Annotated in this window: 17 protein-coding genes and 1 tRNA gene; 9 read left to right on the forward strand and 9 right to left on the reverse strand. The window is 69.6% G+C overall.

What is annotated here, in order from left to right; all coding sequences use genetic code 11:
• Positions 1-133: 133 nt before the first annotated feature.
• Positions 134-223, reverse strand: a tRNA-Ser gene (locus tag EDF63_RS02740).
• A gap of 143 nt (positions 224-366) precedes the next feature.
• On the opposite strand from EDF63_RS02740, the gene EDF63_RS02745 reads away from it, so the two are divergent.
• Both EDF63_RS02745 and radA read left to right on the forward strand, forming a co-directional pair.
• On the forward strand, positions 367-1,332 hold the full coding sequence (locus tag EDF63_RS02745; protein ID WP_185021260.1) for an SGNH/GDSL hydrolase family protein: 966 nt from the start codon (positions 367-369) through the stop codon (positions 1,330-1,332).
• 10 nt (positions 1,333-1,342) lie between these two features.
• The gene (gene radA / locus EDF63_RS02750; protein WP_185021261.1) at positions 1,343-2,704 is read left to right on the forward strand and encodes a DNA repair protein RadA; all 1,362 of its coding nucleotides are present in this window, start codon (positions 1,343-1,345) and stop codon (positions 2,702-2,704) included.
• Positions 2,705-2,708: 4 nt separating this feature from the next.
• On the opposite strand, the gene EDF63_RS02755 is transcribed toward radA, so the two are convergent.
• Positions 2,709-3,092 carry an SseB family protein gene (locus EDF63_RS02755; RefSeq protein WP_123311003.1) on the reverse strand — a complete coding sequence of 128 codons (384 nt, stop codon included), beginning with the start codon at positions 3,090-3,092 and terminating at the stop codon, positions 2,709-2,711.
• 281 nt (positions 3,093-3,373) lie between these two features.
• On the opposite strand from EDF63_RS02755, the gene EDF63_RS02760 reads away from it, so the two are divergent.
• Positions 3,374-3,583, forward strand: coding sequence for a cold-shock protein (locus tag EDF63_RS02760; protein ID WP_017887662.1), 210 nt, complete (start codon positions 3,374-3,376; stop codon positions 3,581-3,583).
• Between the two features lie 103 nt (positions 3,584-3,686).
• Here EDF63_RS02760 and EDF63_RS18595 read toward each other — a convergent pair whose 3' ends face one another.
• Positions 3,687-4,343: a hypothetical protein gene (locus EDF63_RS18595; protein ID WP_185021262.1), complete on the reverse strand. Its 657-nt coding sequence runs from the start codon at positions 4,341-4,343 to the stop codon at positions 3,687-3,689.
• A 64-nt stretch (positions 4,344-4,407) separates the two neighbouring features.
• Positions 4,408-4,950, reverse strand: coding sequence for an amino-acid N-acetyltransferase (locus tag EDF63_RS02775; protein ID WP_181437672.1), 543 nt, complete (start codon positions 4,948-4,950; stop codon positions 4,408-4,410).
• Between the two features lie 122 nt (positions 4,951-5,072).
• Here EDF63_RS02775 and EDF63_RS02780 point away from each other — a divergent pair, with 122 nt between their 5' ends.
• The 5 genes from EDF63_RS02780 to EDF63_RS02800 all read left to right on the forward strand — a co-directional run bounded on the left by EDF63_RS02780 (position 5,073) and on the right by EDF63_RS02800 (position 8,608).
• The gene (locus tag EDF63_RS02780) at positions 5,073-5,525 is read left to right on the forward strand and encodes an SRPBCC family protein (protein ID WP_123311007.1); all 453 of its coding nucleotides are present in this window, start codon (positions 5,073-5,075) and stop codon (positions 5,523-5,525) included.
• 212 nt (positions 5,526-5,737) lie between these two features.
• Positions 5,738-6,181 (forward strand): hypothetical protein, encoded by a 444-nt coding sequence (locus EDF63_RS02785; protein ID WP_123311009.1) that lies wholly within the window; start codon positions 5,738-5,740, stop codon positions 6,179-6,181.
• On the forward strand, positions 6,178-6,636 hold the full coding sequence (locus EDF63_RS02790; protein ID WP_123311011.1) for a hypothetical protein: 459 nt from the start codon (positions 6,178-6,180) through the stop codon (positions 6,634-6,636). Before EDF63_RS02785 ends, EDF63_RS02790 begins: the two co-directional genes overlap by 4 nt.
• A complete protein-coding gene (locus tag EDF63_RS02795; protein WP_123311013.1) occupies positions 6,633-7,583 on the forward strand; it encodes a hypothetical protein in 951 nt (316 codons plus the stop codon). Before EDF63_RS02790 ends, EDF63_RS02795 begins: the two co-directional genes overlap by 4 nt.
• A 38-nt stretch (positions 7,584-7,621) precedes the next feature.
• Entirely contained in the window at positions 7,622-8,608 is a 987-nt protein-coding gene (locus tag EDF63_RS02800; RefSeq protein WP_123311015.1) for a hypothetical protein, read from the forward strand.
• 254 nt (positions 8,609-8,862) lie between these two features.
• On the opposite strand, the gene EDF63_RS02805 is transcribed toward EDF63_RS02800, so the two are convergent.
• Positions 8,863-11,385, reverse strand: coding sequence for an ATP-dependent Clp protease ATP-binding subunit (locus EDF63_RS02805; RefSeq protein WP_123311017.1), 2,523 nt, complete (start codon positions 11,383-11,385; stop codon positions 8,863-8,865).
• 155 nt (positions 11,386-11,540) lie between these two features.
• Positions 11,541-12,017: a Clp protease N-terminal domain-containing protein gene (locus tag EDF63_RS02810; protein WP_185021263.1), complete on the reverse strand. Its 477-nt coding sequence runs from the start codon at positions 12,015-12,017 to the stop codon at positions 11,541-11,543.
• A 70-nt stretch (positions 12,018-12,087) separates the two neighbouring features.
• Between EDF63_RS02810 and EDF63_RS02815 the strand changes: the two genes are divergently transcribed.
• Positions 12,088-13,020 (forward strand): NAD(+)/NADH kinase, encoded by a 933-nt coding sequence (locus EDF63_RS02815; protein WP_123311021.1) that lies wholly within the window; start codon positions 12,088-12,090, stop codon positions 13,018-13,020.
• A 149-nt stretch (positions 13,021-13,169) separates the two neighbouring features.
• Here EDF63_RS02815 and EDF63_RS02820 read toward each other — a convergent pair whose 3' ends face one another.
• From EDF63_RS02820 to EDF63_RS02825, 3 genes are all read right to left on the reverse strand, one after another.
• Positions 13,170-14,228, reverse strand: coding sequence for a sigma-70 family RNA polymerase sigma factor (locus EDF63_RS02820; protein WP_123311023.1), 1,059 nt, complete (start codon positions 14,226-14,228; stop codon positions 13,170-13,172).
• A 367-nt stretch (positions 14,229-14,595) separates the two neighbouring features.
• Positions 14,596-14,727 (reverse strand): hypothetical protein, encoded by a 132-nt coding sequence (locus EDF63_RS18910; RefSeq protein WP_258373406.1) that lies wholly within the window; start codon positions 14,725-14,727, stop codon positions 14,596-14,598.
• Between the two features lie 131 nt (positions 14,728-14,858).
• Positions 14,859-15,062 (reverse strand): hypothetical protein, encoded by a 204-nt coding sequence (locus EDF63_RS02825; RefSeq protein WP_111086942.1) that lies wholly within the window; start codon positions 15,060-15,062, stop codon positions 14,859-14,861.
• Positions 15,063-15,077 lie beyond the last annotated feature (15 nt).

Here is a 15,077-nt window from a genome sequence, read left to right on the forward strand (position 1 = left end):
GCGCCGTGGCTTACCCCGCTGCCAAAGAGGAGGCAGCCACGGCGCGGAGTCGTGCACACAGGAGAGTGCACCAGAGACGCACCAAAGACGCTCCTCAAAAGAAGAAAACCCCCGCGTGAACGGGGGTTTTCTATGGCGGTACCGGTGGGATTTGAACCCACGGTGGAGTTGCCCCCACACATGTTTTCGAGACATGATCCTTCGGCCGCTCGGACACGGTACCGGGAAAGAGTTTACACGATCCGGGAGGCCCGCCACGCCACCCGACGTCGGCCTGCCCTCCACAGGCGGCCACCCCCAGGGCTCTTCCCCCACCCACAGACCGCCCACGTCGTCGACTCGGCCTGCGGGCGTACCGTCCACGACATGAAGACCCGCACGCTCATCGCACTCCTGACGTCCGTCCTCGGTGGGGCCGGTGTCCTCGGCGCTGCTGCCGTCGGGGCCCGGGCCGGCGTCAAGGGCCAACGGGCGGCTGCGCAACGGGTGGTCGACATGTTGCCGATCCATGCGGACTGGTGGCACGAGCGACAGCAGCACGAGGGGCAGCTCCTGTACGTGGCGATCGGTGACTCGGCGGCGCAGGGCGTCGGCGCGACGGTCCCGTCGCGCGGGTACGTGGGCCTGTTGGCTCGGCGCATCCGGCATCGTTCCCACGAGTCGGTGCGGGTCGTGAACCTGAGCGTCTCGGGCTCGACGACGTGGGGTGCCAAGCGCGACCAGTTGCCGAAGCTCCGGCAGTACACGCCCGACATCTGCACGGTGTCGATCGGGGCGAACGACATCGCCGACTTCGATCCGGACAAGTTCGAACGCAACATCCGGGCGATCTACGGCGCGTTGCCGTCGCATGCCGTGGTTGCCGAGCTGCCGTGCATGTTCGTGCCGGACCGTGAGCGCAAGGTGGCGGTGGCGAACGAGATCGTGCACCGGGTGGCCGCGGAGTTCGGGCTCACGGTGGCGCCGCTGCACACCATCACGAAGCGGGTCGGGGTCCGCCGCACGTTCTTCAACAGCTACGGCGACCTGTTCCACCCGAACGACCGGGGGTACGAGGTCTGGGCGAGCGCGTTCGAGCCCGCGGTGGACGCCCGGGTCGACACCGTGGCGGCGATCCGGCACTACCTGTCCGCGCGCGAGGCGGAGAACCTCGGGCGAGAGGCTGGCGCCGTCGCGAACGCCCGGGCCGAGCAGGACACCGACGGCGCCGAGGCACTCGACCACGCCAACCGACCGAGTCCCGTCGAACGGATCCGCAACCGGATGACGGGTTCGATCGCCCTGCCCGACGAGCCGGTGCACCGCTCCGGTGATGTCGGCGGCACGGCCTAGCCTCGACGACATGGCGCGCCCGCAGTCCCTCTACCGATGCACCGAGTGCGGCTGGACCAGTGTCAAGTGGGTCGGCCGGTGCGGCGAGTGCCAGACCTGGGGCACGGTCGAGGACTCCTCGGCGGTCTCGGCGAGCACCCGGGGCACGGCGGCCGTCGCCGTCACCGGGGCCCGCGCGGCCCGCCCCATCACCGAAGCCCGCGGCACCACGGTGCAGCGTTGGCAGACCGGCATCGGCGAGTTCGACCGGGTTCTCGGCGGCGGGGTGGTGCCCGGTGCCGCGGTCCTACTGTCCGGCGAGCCGGGCGTCGGCAAGTCCACGCTCCTGCTCGAGGTCGCTTCACGGGCGGCCGCTTCCGGCAAGCGTGTCCTCTACGTCAGTGCGGAAGAGTCCGTCGACCAGGTCCGGCTGCGTGCCGAGCGCACCGGCGCGATGCACGACGACCTCTACCTGGCGAGCGAGGTCGACCTCGGCGTCATCATCGGCCAGATCGACCAGGTCAAGCCGGACCTGCTCATCGCCGACTCCGTGCAGACCATCTCGTCGAGCTCGATCGACGGCATCGCAGGTGGCACGTCGCAGGTGCGCGAGGTCGCCTCGACCCTGATCCGGATCGCGAAGGACCGCGCCCTCCCGGTCCTGATCGTCGGCCACGTCACGAAGGACGGCACGATCGCCGGGCCACGCCTCCTCGAGCACCTGGTCGACGTCGTCTGCCACTTCGAGGGCGACCGGCAGACCGCGCTCCGGTTCGTCCGGGCGTTGAAGAACCGGTTCGGCCCCACGGACGAGGTGGGGTGCTTCGACATGGGCGGCGACGGCATCCACGAGGTCCCGGACCCGAGCGGCCTCTTCATGTCGAAGAACGCGACCCCGGTCTCCGGCACGTGCGTGACCGTCGCGCTCGAGGGGCGCCGGGCGCTCCCGGTCGAGGTCCAGGCGCTCATCGTCCCGAGCTCGGCTCCGCAGCCCCGCCGGGTCGTGAACGGTGTCGATGCCTCACGCGTGGCGATGCTGCTCGCGGTGCTCGAACGCCGAGCCGGTCTCAAGCTCTCCGATGCCGACGTCTACGTCTCCACGGTGGGCGGCATGAAGCTGACCGAGCCCGGCGCCGACCTGGCGATCGCCCTGGCGCTGGCGAGCGCGGCGCGGGACCGTCCGTACCCGCACACGCTCGCCGCCGTGGGAGAGATCAGCCTGGCGGGCGAGATCCGTCCGGCCACGGGGACCAAGCAGCGCGTGAACGAGGCGAGCCGACTCGGCTTCACGACCGTCCTCGGCGCCGACTCCGGGCATCTGCGCGAAGCACTCCGAGTGGCGTTCTCCATGACGCAGTCCGCCCGCGAGCGCGAGCTCGACCGCGCGTTCTGATCGCCTAAGCGCGCAATGCGGCCAACAGGTCCTCGGGCGTCGCCTGCATGGTGTTCGGCCCGGCGATGTCGAAGAACACGCCCTCGAGCATGTCGAGGTGGGCGCTCAGGAACTCTTCGAGCCGCGGCCCGTCGTAGACCATGACCTGCCGGATCTTCTCGTCCGGCACCATCGCCGTGTAGGCGTCGGCCGACGAGAACAGCAGCAGGATGCGCTTCTCGGAGCCTTCGCGCCCGAACACCCGCACCTGCATGTCCTTCTTGCCGGTCACGAGCCGGGGGACGATCACGATGTCGTTGCGCAGCGCGAACGCCACCGCAGCGACGTCCTGCTTCGCGAGGGCTTCCTCGAGCTGTTCGCTCCGGAAGCGCTGTTCCTTGTCTGCCATCTGATCAATTCCACCAGATTTTCGTCGTTCAGTGACGCACGGGTAGCCAGTCGGCCCTGAGCACGCTAGCCTGATGGAACCGCTTCGGCGGCGCTCAACGTTCGGGCGAGGTGGTTTGCCCCTCAACTCGGACTACCAGGGTCACTGGCCATCAGGCCTGACCCCGAACCCGTCCCGCCGGCACCTGCCCGCGTGGCGCATCACCCCCGTCGACGTACGTCGGGGCTCCGCAGGTGCGATCGCACCATGGCGGAACGCAAGAAAGCTAAGGAAACGCCATCATGGCATCTACCGGTACCGTCAAGTGGTTCAACAACGAAAAGGGCTTCGGCTTCATCGCCCCGGACGACGGAAGCGCTGACGTCTTCGCGCACTTCTCCGCGATCGCCGGCAACGGCTACAAGTCGCTGGAGGAGAACCAGAAGGTGGAGTTCGACATCACCGAGGGCCGCAAGGGCCCGCAGGCGGAGAACATCACCGTCCTCGGCTGATCACATCAGCTTCGAACGGCCCCGTCGTCCTCTGGACGGCGGGGCCGTTTGCTGTTCCCAGCGACGCCCCGGCCCGAGACCGCCAGCCCGCGCGGCGCCAGAGCTACTGCAGGATGAACTGCACCGAGGTCTTCGACTTCAGGTTCCCGACCGCGACCTGCAGGTGGTAGCTGGCCCCGTCGGCCGAGACCGCCGGGCGGGACGCGTCGCACGTGGTGGTGGACGACCGGGTCCGGTCCCAGGCGATCGTCGGCGTGGTCAGGGTCTGGCCGGACTTGATCGTGACGTCCTGGTTCGTGCCGCCGGTCTGGCAGTCCTTCGACGACCAGTACTGCTCCTCGCCCGAGCTGATGGTCAGCACCTGCTGCGCTGAGCCGAGGTCGAGGTGGCACGAGTTGGTGCCGGTGTTCTTGATCGACATCGCGATCTTCGGATCCTCGGTGGGGCCGTAGGCCTCCTTGTCGAGCACGGGTGTCAGGACGACCTGGTCCTTGCTGCACGTCGAACCGTCGGGAGCGGCAGCGGCAGCGGTCGAGGGCGGCGCCGACGCCGAGCGGGACGGCTCAGCGGACGACGCACCACCGGCCGAGGCGGACGGCGAGGACGTGGGTGCTGCCGTCGGAGTCGACGCACTCCCCCGTCCGACGACGATGAGCACGACCACCACGACGATGATCACGAGCGCTCCGAGTACGGCTGCACGACGGCGCCAGTACACGACCGGCTTCTCGGGCCCGACGGGGTGACGCAACGACGACATGCGCACAGGGTAGACAACCCCGGACACCCGGTGCGGGACCCCCGCCGGGTGCCGCGCGAAAGCGTCAGAGGATCTTCAGCATGCGGGTGTTGCCGAGGGTGTTCGGCTTGACCCGGGCGAGGTCGAGGAACTCCGCGACCCCTTCGTCCGACGACCGCACCAGCTCGGCGTAGACCGCGGGTTCGACGACCTGCTCACCGATCTCGAGGTACCCGTGCTTCGCGAAGAAGTCGACCTCGAACGTCAGGCAGAAGATCCGTGCGACGCCGAGTTCCCGGGCGTCGTGCTCGAGCGCCTCGAGCATCCGGTGTCCGACGCGCTTGTGGATCCAGTCGGCGTCGAGCGCGAGGGTGCGGACCTCGGCGATGTCGTCCCAGAAGACGGCGAGGGCGCCGCAGCCGATCGGTACCCCGTCGGGTCCTTCGGCGATCCGGAACTGCTGGATCGAGCCGTAGAGCGCGACGTTCTCCTTGCCGAGCAGGATGCGTCGGTCGACGTAGGGGGCGATGAGCCGCTGGATGTGCGGGACGTCGGAGGCGAGTGCCGGTCGCACGAGGATCCCGTGCTCGTCACGGACGTCGAACGCGTGCTTCCCGTGCTCTGTCATCTCGACAACCCTAGACCGCGCCGGAGCGCAACCGAACGCCGCGCCCGGACGAGCGGCAGCGGACCTTCCCGGGGGACACCCCGCTGGACGGTGCACAGGCTGAGCCGCCTACCGTCCACACCATGCCTCAGATCATCGAAACCGTCGACGTCAACGTCCCCGTCTCCGCAGCGTACGGTCAGTGGACCCGCTTCGAGGAGTTCCCGCACTTCCTCGACGAGGTCGAGAAGATCGTCCAGGTCGACGACAAGACCACCGACTGGACCGTGAAGGTCGCCGGCCAGGAGCGCGAGTTCCGTGCCGTCATCACCGAGCAGCACCCCGACGAGCGGGTGGCCTGGACCGTCAAGGACGGCGAGACCGACCACGCCGGTGTCGTCACCTTCCACAAGCTGTCCGACAACGAGACGCGCGTCACCGCGCAGATCGACTGGGAGCCGTCCGGCTTCCTCGAGAAGCTCGGCGCAGCGGTCGGCGTCGGTGGCCACGCCATCAAGAAGGACCTGCAGAACTACAAGGAGCGCGTCGAGTCCGCTCCGACCGACACGGGCTGGCGCGGCGACGTGCAGGCGTGATCACGGCCTGAGACGTCCGCAGGCGGACAAACGGGAGGCCCGGTGCCAGCTGGCACCGGGCCTCCCGTTTCGTCCGTGCACCGGTTTCGTTCGGCATCCCCCCACGACATGCCGACCTGCCGGTCCGGCGCGAGCCTGGCAGAGTGGTCACACTGGCCGTCGCGCTGGTCCAGTTTTATCATGTCTGAGACAGATGTACAGGGCGGGGAGACATGATCGAGTACAACGACGACGATGCACACCGGCGAGAACTCTCCCGGAAGCTGCAGTTGCTGATGGACGTCGTCGAGGCGAATGCCGGGCAGCGACCGTCCTACAAGGAGATCGCAGCCGAGATCGAGGCACAGGGTGCGTCGATGAGCCGGCCGCGGTGGGGCTACATGCTCGGGGGCAACGGCCCGGCCGTCCGTGACCAGCGCCTGCTCGCAGCACTCGCCGGCTACTTCGGCGTCCCGGCGGAGTACCTGACCGACGCGGCGGGCAACACCGACGTGCCCGAGCGGGTGCAGGCGCAGCTCGAACTCGTCCTCGAGCTCCGCAAACGCGAGGTCGTGGCCTTCGCGACCCGACGCCTCGGCGAGTTCGCCTCCGCCGACGAGATCCGGGACTTCACCGAGCACCTCCGGCGGCTCGACGAGTCGGGGTCCGCGCCGTGACCGGCGTGCGCGAGCGGTTCGGCGCCCGGCGCCGGCAGGCAGTCGCCCGGCGGAGCGTGCGGCGGCTCGGGCTCCCCCGGCGACTGACGCTGCCCGCCCTCCTCGCCCGCGCCGAGTCGACCCTCGGCAAGCCGATCCGGTTGCGGACGGCCGACCTGCCCGGCGACCTCTCCGCACGGTTCATCCAGCGCGCCGACCACGCACTCCTCGAGACCCGTCCGGACCTGTCCGAGCGCTCCCGCGTGGCGTGCGTGCTCCACGAACTCGCCCACGTGTTCCTGGCGGACCCCGGCTGCGACCACCAGGCCTACACCGGGCTGCTCACCGGCCGGACGGCGTTCACGCGGTCGCTGGACACCCCGCACGAGCAGGCGGTCGAACTCGTCGCCGACGAGCTCGCGCTCCGGATCGGGCTGCTCGACCCGGACGACCGCGAGCCCGGGATCTTCCGGTGACGCTGCACGTCTGGGGATCGATCCCGGTGTGGGTCATCCTGACGGTGCTCGTCGTCCGGCTGCTGCTGGTGCGGACCCAGTCGGCGAGCGTCACCTGGCTCATGGCGTGCTGCGGCTTCGTCGCCGTCGGCCTGACGATCAACCAACCGGACGTCACCACGTTCCTCGCGGGCGTCACGCACGTGCCCAACATCGCAGACCTGGTCGGACGGTGCCTCATGGTGTGCGGCATGTTCGCGCTCGCGCAGTCGGTGGAGGCCGCTGCGCGTTCCGCGAAGCTGCTGCGCGCAAGCCGGATCATCGCCTGCGTGGTCGTGCTCCTCGCGCTCGTCGTGCTCTTCTCGCTGGTCGACGCACCGACGCCGACGGCACAGTTCATGACCGTCTACGGCGACCAACTGCCGACCGCGCTGTACTCCGCGGTCGAGATGACGTACATCGCGGTCGTCATCGCCCGATCCGCCACCGCCGTCCTGCGCGGGTTCCGGAGCGGCGACGGCCTCGGCCGGATGTACTGGCTGTTCGTCGTCGGGGCCGTCGGGCTGGTCCTGCTCGCCGTCATCGCGATCGCACTCGACGCCGTCCACGTCGCCGGTGTCGACGGCGCGGTCCGGGTGCTGTCCACCGTGTACGCCCCGGTGTTCCTGCTGTCCATGGTGCTGCTCGCCGTCGGTGCCGCCGGCGGCGTGCTGCCGGACGCGGCACGCGAGTTCCGCGACTGGCGGGACACCCGACACCGGTTCCGCAGCCTGGAGCCGGAGCTCCGGCGGCTCGAGGCGGCCTCGGGACACACCGGGCTCTACTTCACGATCGCCTGGCAGCGTCGCCAGTGGCGCAGTCGGTTGCACCGGCTGGCCGTCGAGATCGAGGACCGCGCACGCGAGGCCGGGCAGGACGTCCCGGCTGCGGCGACCCTCACCACCGCACGACTCAGGGAGCTCTCATGACAGCCGGACGCACGACCGCACTCGGAACCGCACTCGGAATGGCAGTCGGCACGGTCGGGACGCTCGGACTGGGCGCCGTCGTCGCCCGACGACTGCTCTTCCCCGCCCCGTACACGGCGACCGCCACCGTGCGGAGCAGCACCGGGACCGAGGTCGAACTCGTCGCGACGCGCGACACCCGCCTGCCGGGCACGTACGACCTGCAGCGCGACGACGCCCGCGTCCAGGTCGGTGCCCTCGTCGCCGCGAGCACCGAGACCGGCCCCAGCGGGGACACCATCCGCCGCCGCGTCACCGGCACCGTGGCGACCGGTGACTGGGCCTGGGACGCCCTGCGGTACGACGGGCCGGCCGACGTCCCCGGCGCCGAGCCCGAGGCCGCCACGACCCACGTCGTCCACGTGCACGGCCAGTCCCTCGGGCCGCGGCAGGTCCTCCGCGGCGTCGGTGTCTGGCGCGGCCTCGGCGCGACGTCCGAGGTCCTCGACACAACGGACCTGCCGCTCCGGTCGCTCGACCCGGGGGCTGCAGACCGCATCGTCGCCGCGGTCCGCGCCGCCCGCGCCCGAAGCGCCCGCCGCGTGGTGCTGCAGGGGTGGTCCGCCGGCGCCCTCGCCTGCTCGGTCGCCGCCGGCCGGGTCGACGTCGATGGGATCGTGGCCGTCTCGCCGCTGCTCGACGTCGCGTCGGCACTCCGCGGAGCGGTCCGTGGGGCACGCCTGCCCGCCTTCGTCGGCACCGTCGCTGCGCGCATCGCGACGACCCCGGTGCTGTCCCGCCTGGCGGGAGCGTCGGCACCGGTCACGACCACGGCCTGGCAGGACGCGACGACGCCGACGCTCGTGGTCCACTCCGAGGCCGATGCACTGGTCGCAGCGGACGACGTGGCCGCGATCACCGCACGCCCGCACACCACCGCCGTCGCCTTCCGCACGGCACCGCACACGCTCGAGTGGAACGAGGACCCGGAGCGCTGGGAGGACGCGGTCCGCCACTTCGTCGAGACGTTGCCCGCCATCGCGTAGCGGACGTGCAACGGCCCCGGTCTGCGAACAGACCGGGGCCGGCAGCGACTCGATCCGTTGGGGGGAACCGATCGAGTGCGACGCGCGAGGAGTTGGGGGGAACGTCTCGCGCGCTGGTTCCACCGTACCCCCGGACGGGGGTCCGTGGACGCGGGACGCGCGCATCGGCGATCCGGGATCTGGACCGACACGATGACGGACGGGAGGCCCGGTGCCAGCTGGCACCGGGCCTCCCGTCTGTCTGGTGTCGGGTCCTAGGACTCGATCTCGCCCTGGGGCGCGTCCGCTGCGGTCTCGACCGCGGCTGCGCCGGCGAGGACCTCTTCGCGGCCCGGCTGACGCCCGGTCTCGAAGTGGAACGCACCGTCGACGAAGTCGACCTTCACGTGGTCACCGGCGTTGAGCTCACCCTGCAGGATGTGCTCGGACAGCTGGTCCTCGACCTCGTGCTGCATCGCGCGACGGAGCGGGCGTGCACCGAGGGACGGGTCGAACCCGACCTTGATGAGCTGCTCCTTGGCGGGGAGCGTGAGCTCCACCGTCATGTCGCGGTCGAGCAGACGGTCGGCGAGGCGCTTCACGAACAGGTCCACGATCTGCAGCAGTTCGGACTGCGACAGCTGCGGGAACACGATCGTGTCGTCGACACGGTTCAGGAACTCGGGCTTGAAGTGCTTCTTCAGCTCCTCGTTGACCTTGCCGCGCATGCGGTCGTAGCCGACGGCCGAGTCACCCTCGACCTGGAAGCCCACCGGGCCACCGGCGATGCCCTGCGAACCGAGGTTCGTGGTCATGATGATGACGGTGTTCTTGAAGTCGACCACGCGGCCCTGACCGTCGGTGAGACGGCCTTCCTCGAGCACCTGCAGCAGCGAGTTGAAGATGTCCGGGTGGGCCTTCTCGATCTCGTCGAACAGGACCACGGAGAACGGCTTGCGGCGCACCTTCTCGGTGAGCTGGCCGCCCTCCTCGAACCCGACGAACCCGGGAGGAGCACCGAACAGACGCGAGACGGTGTGCTTCTCACCGAACTCCGACATGTCGAGGGAGATCAGTGCGCCCTCGTCGTCGAACAGGAACTCGGCGAGCGCCTTGGCGAGCTCGGTCTTGCCGACACCCGTGGGCCCGGCGAAGATGAACGAGCCCGAGGGGCGGTTCGGGTCCTTGAGGCCGGCGCGGGTGCGGCGGATCGTCTTGGACAGGGCCGAGATGGCCTCTTCCTGACCGATGACCCGCTGGTGCAGCGCCTTCTCCATGAAGACGAGACGCGAGGTCTCCTCTTCGGTGAGCTTGAACACCGGGATGCCCGTGGCCTGCGCCAGGACCTCGGCGATGATGCCCTCGTCGACGGTGCCGGACGCGGCGACGTCACCGGCACGCCACTGCTTCTCGAGGCGGAGACGCTCACCCAGGAGCTTCTTCTCCTCGTCGCGCAGCGAGGCGGCCTTCTCGAAGTCCTGCTCCTCGATGGCGGCTTCCTTCTGCCCGCGGACCGTCGAGATCTTCTCGTCGAACTCGCGGAGCTCCGGCGGCGCCGACAGGATCGACAGCCGCAGGCGTGCGCCGGCCTCGTCGATCAGGTCGATGGCCTTGTCCGGCAGGAAGCGGTCCTGCACGTAGCGGTCCGCCAGGTTGGCGGCCGAGACGATCGCACCGTCGGTGATGGACACCTTGTGGAACGCCTCGTACTTGTCGCGCAGGCCCTTGAGGATGTTGATCGTGTGCGGCAGCGACGGCTCGTTGACCTGCACCGACTGGAAGCGACGCTCGAGTGCGGCGTCCTTCTCGAAGTGCTTGCGGTACTCGTCGAGCGTGGTGGCACCGATCGTCTGGAGCTCACCGCGGGCGAGGAGGGGCTTGAGGATCGAGGCGGCGTCGATCGCGCCCTCGGCAGCACCGGCACCGACGAGGGTGTGGATCTCGTCGATGAAGACGATGATGTCGCCGCGGGTGCGGATCTCCTTCGTGACCTTCTTGAGGCGCTCCTCGAAGTCACCGCGGTAGCGGGACCCGGCGATGAGCGACCCGAGGTCGAGCGAGTAGAGCTGCTTGTCCTTGAGCGTCTCGGGCACGTCGCCCTTGACGATCGCCTGAGCGAGGCCCTCGACGACCGCGGTCTTGCCGACGCCGGGCTCACCGATCAGGACGGGGTTGTTCTTGGAGCGGCGGGAGAGGATCTGCATGACCCGCTCCATCTCCTTCTCGCGCCCGATGACGGGGTCGAGCTTGCCGTCACGAGCGGCCTGGGTGAGGTTCCGGCCGAACTGGTCGAGGACCTGCGAACCCTGCTGCTGGCCGTTCTGCTGCTGCTCGCCGCCGACGGCGACCGCTTCCTTGCCCTGGTAGCCGGACAGGAGCTGGATGACCTGCTGGCGGACCCGGTTCAGGTCCGCGCCGAGCTTCACGAGGACCTGGGCTGCGACGCCCTCGCCCTCGCGGATCAGGCCGAGCAGGATGTGCTCGGTGCCGATGTAGTTGTGGCCGAGCTGCAGCGCCTCGCGCAGGGACAGCTCGAGCACCTTCTTGGCACGCGGCGTGAACGGGATGTGCCCGGTCGGCTGCTGCTGGCCCTGGCCGATGATGTCCTGGACCTGCTCGCGGACGGCGTCGAGCGAGATGCCGAGCGACTCCAGCGCCTTGGCGGCAACACCCTCGCCCTCGTGGATCAGGCCGAGGAGGATGTGCTCGGTGCCGATGTAGTTGTGGTTGAGCATCTTCGCTTCTTCTTGAGCGAGGACGACAACCCGACGGGCTCGGTCGGTGAATCTCTCGAACATGTGCTCTCCCTTGGCCCTTTCTGACGGAGCCGACAGCTGGTCCGGTCTCGTCTGAGTCCGGTCACGTACTCCGAGAGTAACCAGCGCTCCCCGTGGGGGCTGCCCCTGTTCGCCGTGGGCGTGACCTCACTGCGCGATGTGCGCAGTGAGCGAACTCAGGCGCGACGCGCTGCTCGGCGCAGGGCACGCCGGAAGCGGCGCGGCTCGACGCCCAGGGCGTCGATGACGTCGTGCGCCGACCCCATGAAGGGGTCGTCGACCCCGTCGAGGACGGCGAGCAGGACGTGCACCGGGCGGACGCGCTCGGCGGGGCCGGCGAGGACGGCGGCCCGGGCGAGGACCCGTGCCGCCGCCGGCGTGCAGGCGACCCGGTCGTGCTCGTCGGGGCACGACGCCCGCGCACCGACGAAGACGCTGATCTCGGCGCGGACCGCCTCGGGGCTCACCCCGTGTGCGTCGAGGGCCGGGCGGAAGCGGGGCATCCCGCTGCACAGTGTGACGGCGGCGAGCAGGAGGTGCTCCGCGTCGACGAAGCCGAAGCCCGTCTCGTGGGACTCGAGGTCGGCGAGCAGCACGATCTCGCGGCCCTGGCGGACGGTGGGCAGGGCGACGGACAGCTGAGCGATCTGCATGTATTCAGAATATCGCATGCAATGACAATTGCACACCCCTCGGTTCAGCACGGCTCGGTACCATCCGGTCATGGATCAGCCCGTCGTCGGCCTCGTCGTCCACCCGACCAAGAACGTGCAGGAGTCCGTCACGACCCTGCAGCGCTGGAACGCGTCCGGGCTCGGCGAACTCGTCGCCCGCCGCGCCGACGCCCAGCGCATCGGTGGGGGCATCACCGCGGTGGAGGACGACGACTTCACCGAACGGGTCGACCTCGTCGTCGCCCTCGGCGGTGACGGCACCATGCTCGGCGCGATGCGACTCGTGGCGAAGCGTCCGGTGCCGGTGCTCGGTGTGAACTACGGCAACGTCGGGTTCCTGGTGGAGATCGAGCCGCCGGAGCTCGAGGCCGCGCTCGACCGACTGTCCGCCGGCGAGTACCAGCTCGAGCCGCACCATGCGCTCGAGGCCCGCCTGTCCTGGAGCGGCGCGCGCACCGACTACCTGGCCTTCAACGACCTCACCATCGTGCGGCGTCCCGGTTCCGGCCAGGTGTCGGCCGACCTCAGCGTCGGCGGCCTCGGCTACGGGTACTACCGCGCCGACGCCATCGTCGCCGCAACCCCGGCGGGCTCCACCGCGTACAACTACGCCGCCGGTGGCCCGGTGCTCTCCCCCGCACTCTCCGGGTCCGTCGTGACGCCCGTCGCACCGATGGCGGGGATCGACCGCGCCGTGGTGCTCGCCGCCCGCGAGCGCTACCGGTTCGACATCGCCGAGGGCACCAGGAGCGCTGCACTCGAGGTCGACGGGCTCGTCGTCGGCGAGGTCGCCACCGGGGCGCAGATCGACGTCCGGCTCCGCAAGGACGCCGGCAGCGTCGTCCGGCTCGACGCCGAGCGGCACGGACGCACCGGCCGGGTGAAGCTCAGCCTGCTCGACCTGCCGGTGCGGCCCGACCAGCTCATCGAACTGATCCCCAGCGACCTGCGGCAGAAGCTCGGTCGCGAACTCGACCAGTAGCGGTCCCGGGCACCGTTCCGCCCCGGAACGGCGAATGGCCCGCTCGAACAGTGCTCGAGCGGGCCTTCCCATCACCCCACCGGATCGCCTTCCCACAGAACGACCCGGGTTCCCCTGCCGACGCGGACGCCGGCCGAAGCCTGCTGACCTCAGTCGGTCAGGTACAGCTGCATGTCCTGCGAGACCGCCTTGGCGAACAGGCGCAGCTTGGCGCGCGACTCCACTCGGCTGACGGCCTGACGGGTCGTGTGCACGATCTTCGAGATCTCGTCGAGCGTCATCGGCTTGTCGTCGTCGAGGCCGTAGCGCATGCGGATCACGTTGGCCTCTTCGCTCGGCAGCTCGGCGACGATCGAACGGATGTCGCGGTGCAGGAGCGTGGTCTCGGTGAGCTCGTTCGGGGACGCAGCGTCCTCGTCCTCGATGAAGTCGCCGAGCTCGCTGTCGTCCGAGTCACCGACGACCGTGTGGATCGACACCGGCTCGTGCGAGCGGCCCTTGAGGTCGACGAGCTCCTCGACGGTCATGCTCAGCTCGGCGGCGACCTCGTCGGGCATCGGCGCACGGCCGAGGTCCACGGTCAGGTCGCGCTCGGTGCGGGAGATCTTGTTGATCAGCTCGACGGTGTGCACCGGGATGCGGATCGTGCGGGCCTTGTCGGCGAGACCACGCGAGATCGCCTGGCGGATCCACCAGGTGGCGTAGGTCGAGAACTTGTAGCCCTGCGTGAAGTCGAACTTCTCGACCGCGCGGACGAGACCGAGGTTGCCCTCCTGGATGACGTCCATGAACGGCAGGCCACGCTGCGAGTAGCGCTTGGCGATGCTCACGACCAGGCGGAGGTTCGAGGTGATCATGCGCTCCTTGGCGCGCTCACCGTCGCGGACGAGCCAGCGCAGTTCGCGCTGCAGGGTCTTCGCGAGGCCCTTCTCGGTCGCGAGCTTCTCCTCGGCGAAGAGGCCGACCTCGATGCGGCGGGCGATCTGCGCTTCTTCCTCGGCGGTGAGGAGCGAGAGGCGGCCGATGTGGCGCAGGTAGTCGCCGACCTGGTCGACCGAAGCACCGCGGACGCCGGCGAGCTGCTCGTCGGCCTCGACCTCGGTGTCGAGGGAGGTGGTCGTGGACTCGGCGCCCTGGGTCTTGGATGCCGCTGCCTTCTTCGTGGTGGCGCGGCGGGTGGTGCTCGGTGCAGCCGTTGCGATCGTCATGGTGTTGCTCCCTGCGTTCGGCGGTGATGGCTTCGTGCGGTGGTGCTGGGGGGTCGTGCTTGGGGGTGTTGATGAGTAAAGCGGTCCGGAGGTGTACCCCACAAACCGATCGGAATGATTCTCAGGCTTCTCCGTGATTCGCGGTCGATACCGTCCCCCGTGGGGTACAGCACTGCCGTCAGTGTGGTCCCCCGAACTGCGGCGGATCAAGGGTGTGACGTGATGTTTCCGGCGTTGCAAGGGTGTTTCTCACGCGTTTCCGAATCTGTACCCCGCCGTACCGCGCCTTCTGGACATGCAAAAGGGGTACGTCCGCCCGGATCAGTGCGATCCGGTGGTCGTACCCCGAAAACCGAAGGGGTGGGGGTCACCAGGAGGGTTCGAGCCACCCGTCCCGGCGCTTGGACGCCTCGAGGTCGGCGTCTCGGTCGAACTCGTCGTACTCGCTCTCGATGTCGCCGACGAGGCTGCGACCCGTGAAGGGGTGTGTGGTTGCCATGCGGACGATGCTCACCCGGGCGCGCGACGGCGAGGTGAACGGTGCGTGACCGATCGAGGGCGCACAGGAGTCCAGGCTGGTGACCAGGGCGGGGTCAGCAGCCTGCGGGGTGCGGCAGCGTGGCGGCGCAGCTACTCGGCGGATGCCGGTGCCGGCGCGGGGACGCCGTGCTCGCGCTCGAAGCGGGCGCGCTCCTCGGCCTCGACCTTGGCGTAGGCGGCACGCTCGGTGCGGTCGGCCCGCATGATGGCACGCATCACGAACCAGAAGATGAGGCCGACGACGATGGTCGGCGTCAGGGCGAAGATGATCCCGGTCACGACTCCATGCGGCACCGGAGCATCGTACCC

Source organism: Curtobacterium sp. JUb34 (genome assembly GCF_003755065.1).
GTDB lineage: Bacteria > Actinomycetota > Actinomycetes > Actinomycetales > Microbacteriaceae > Curtobacterium.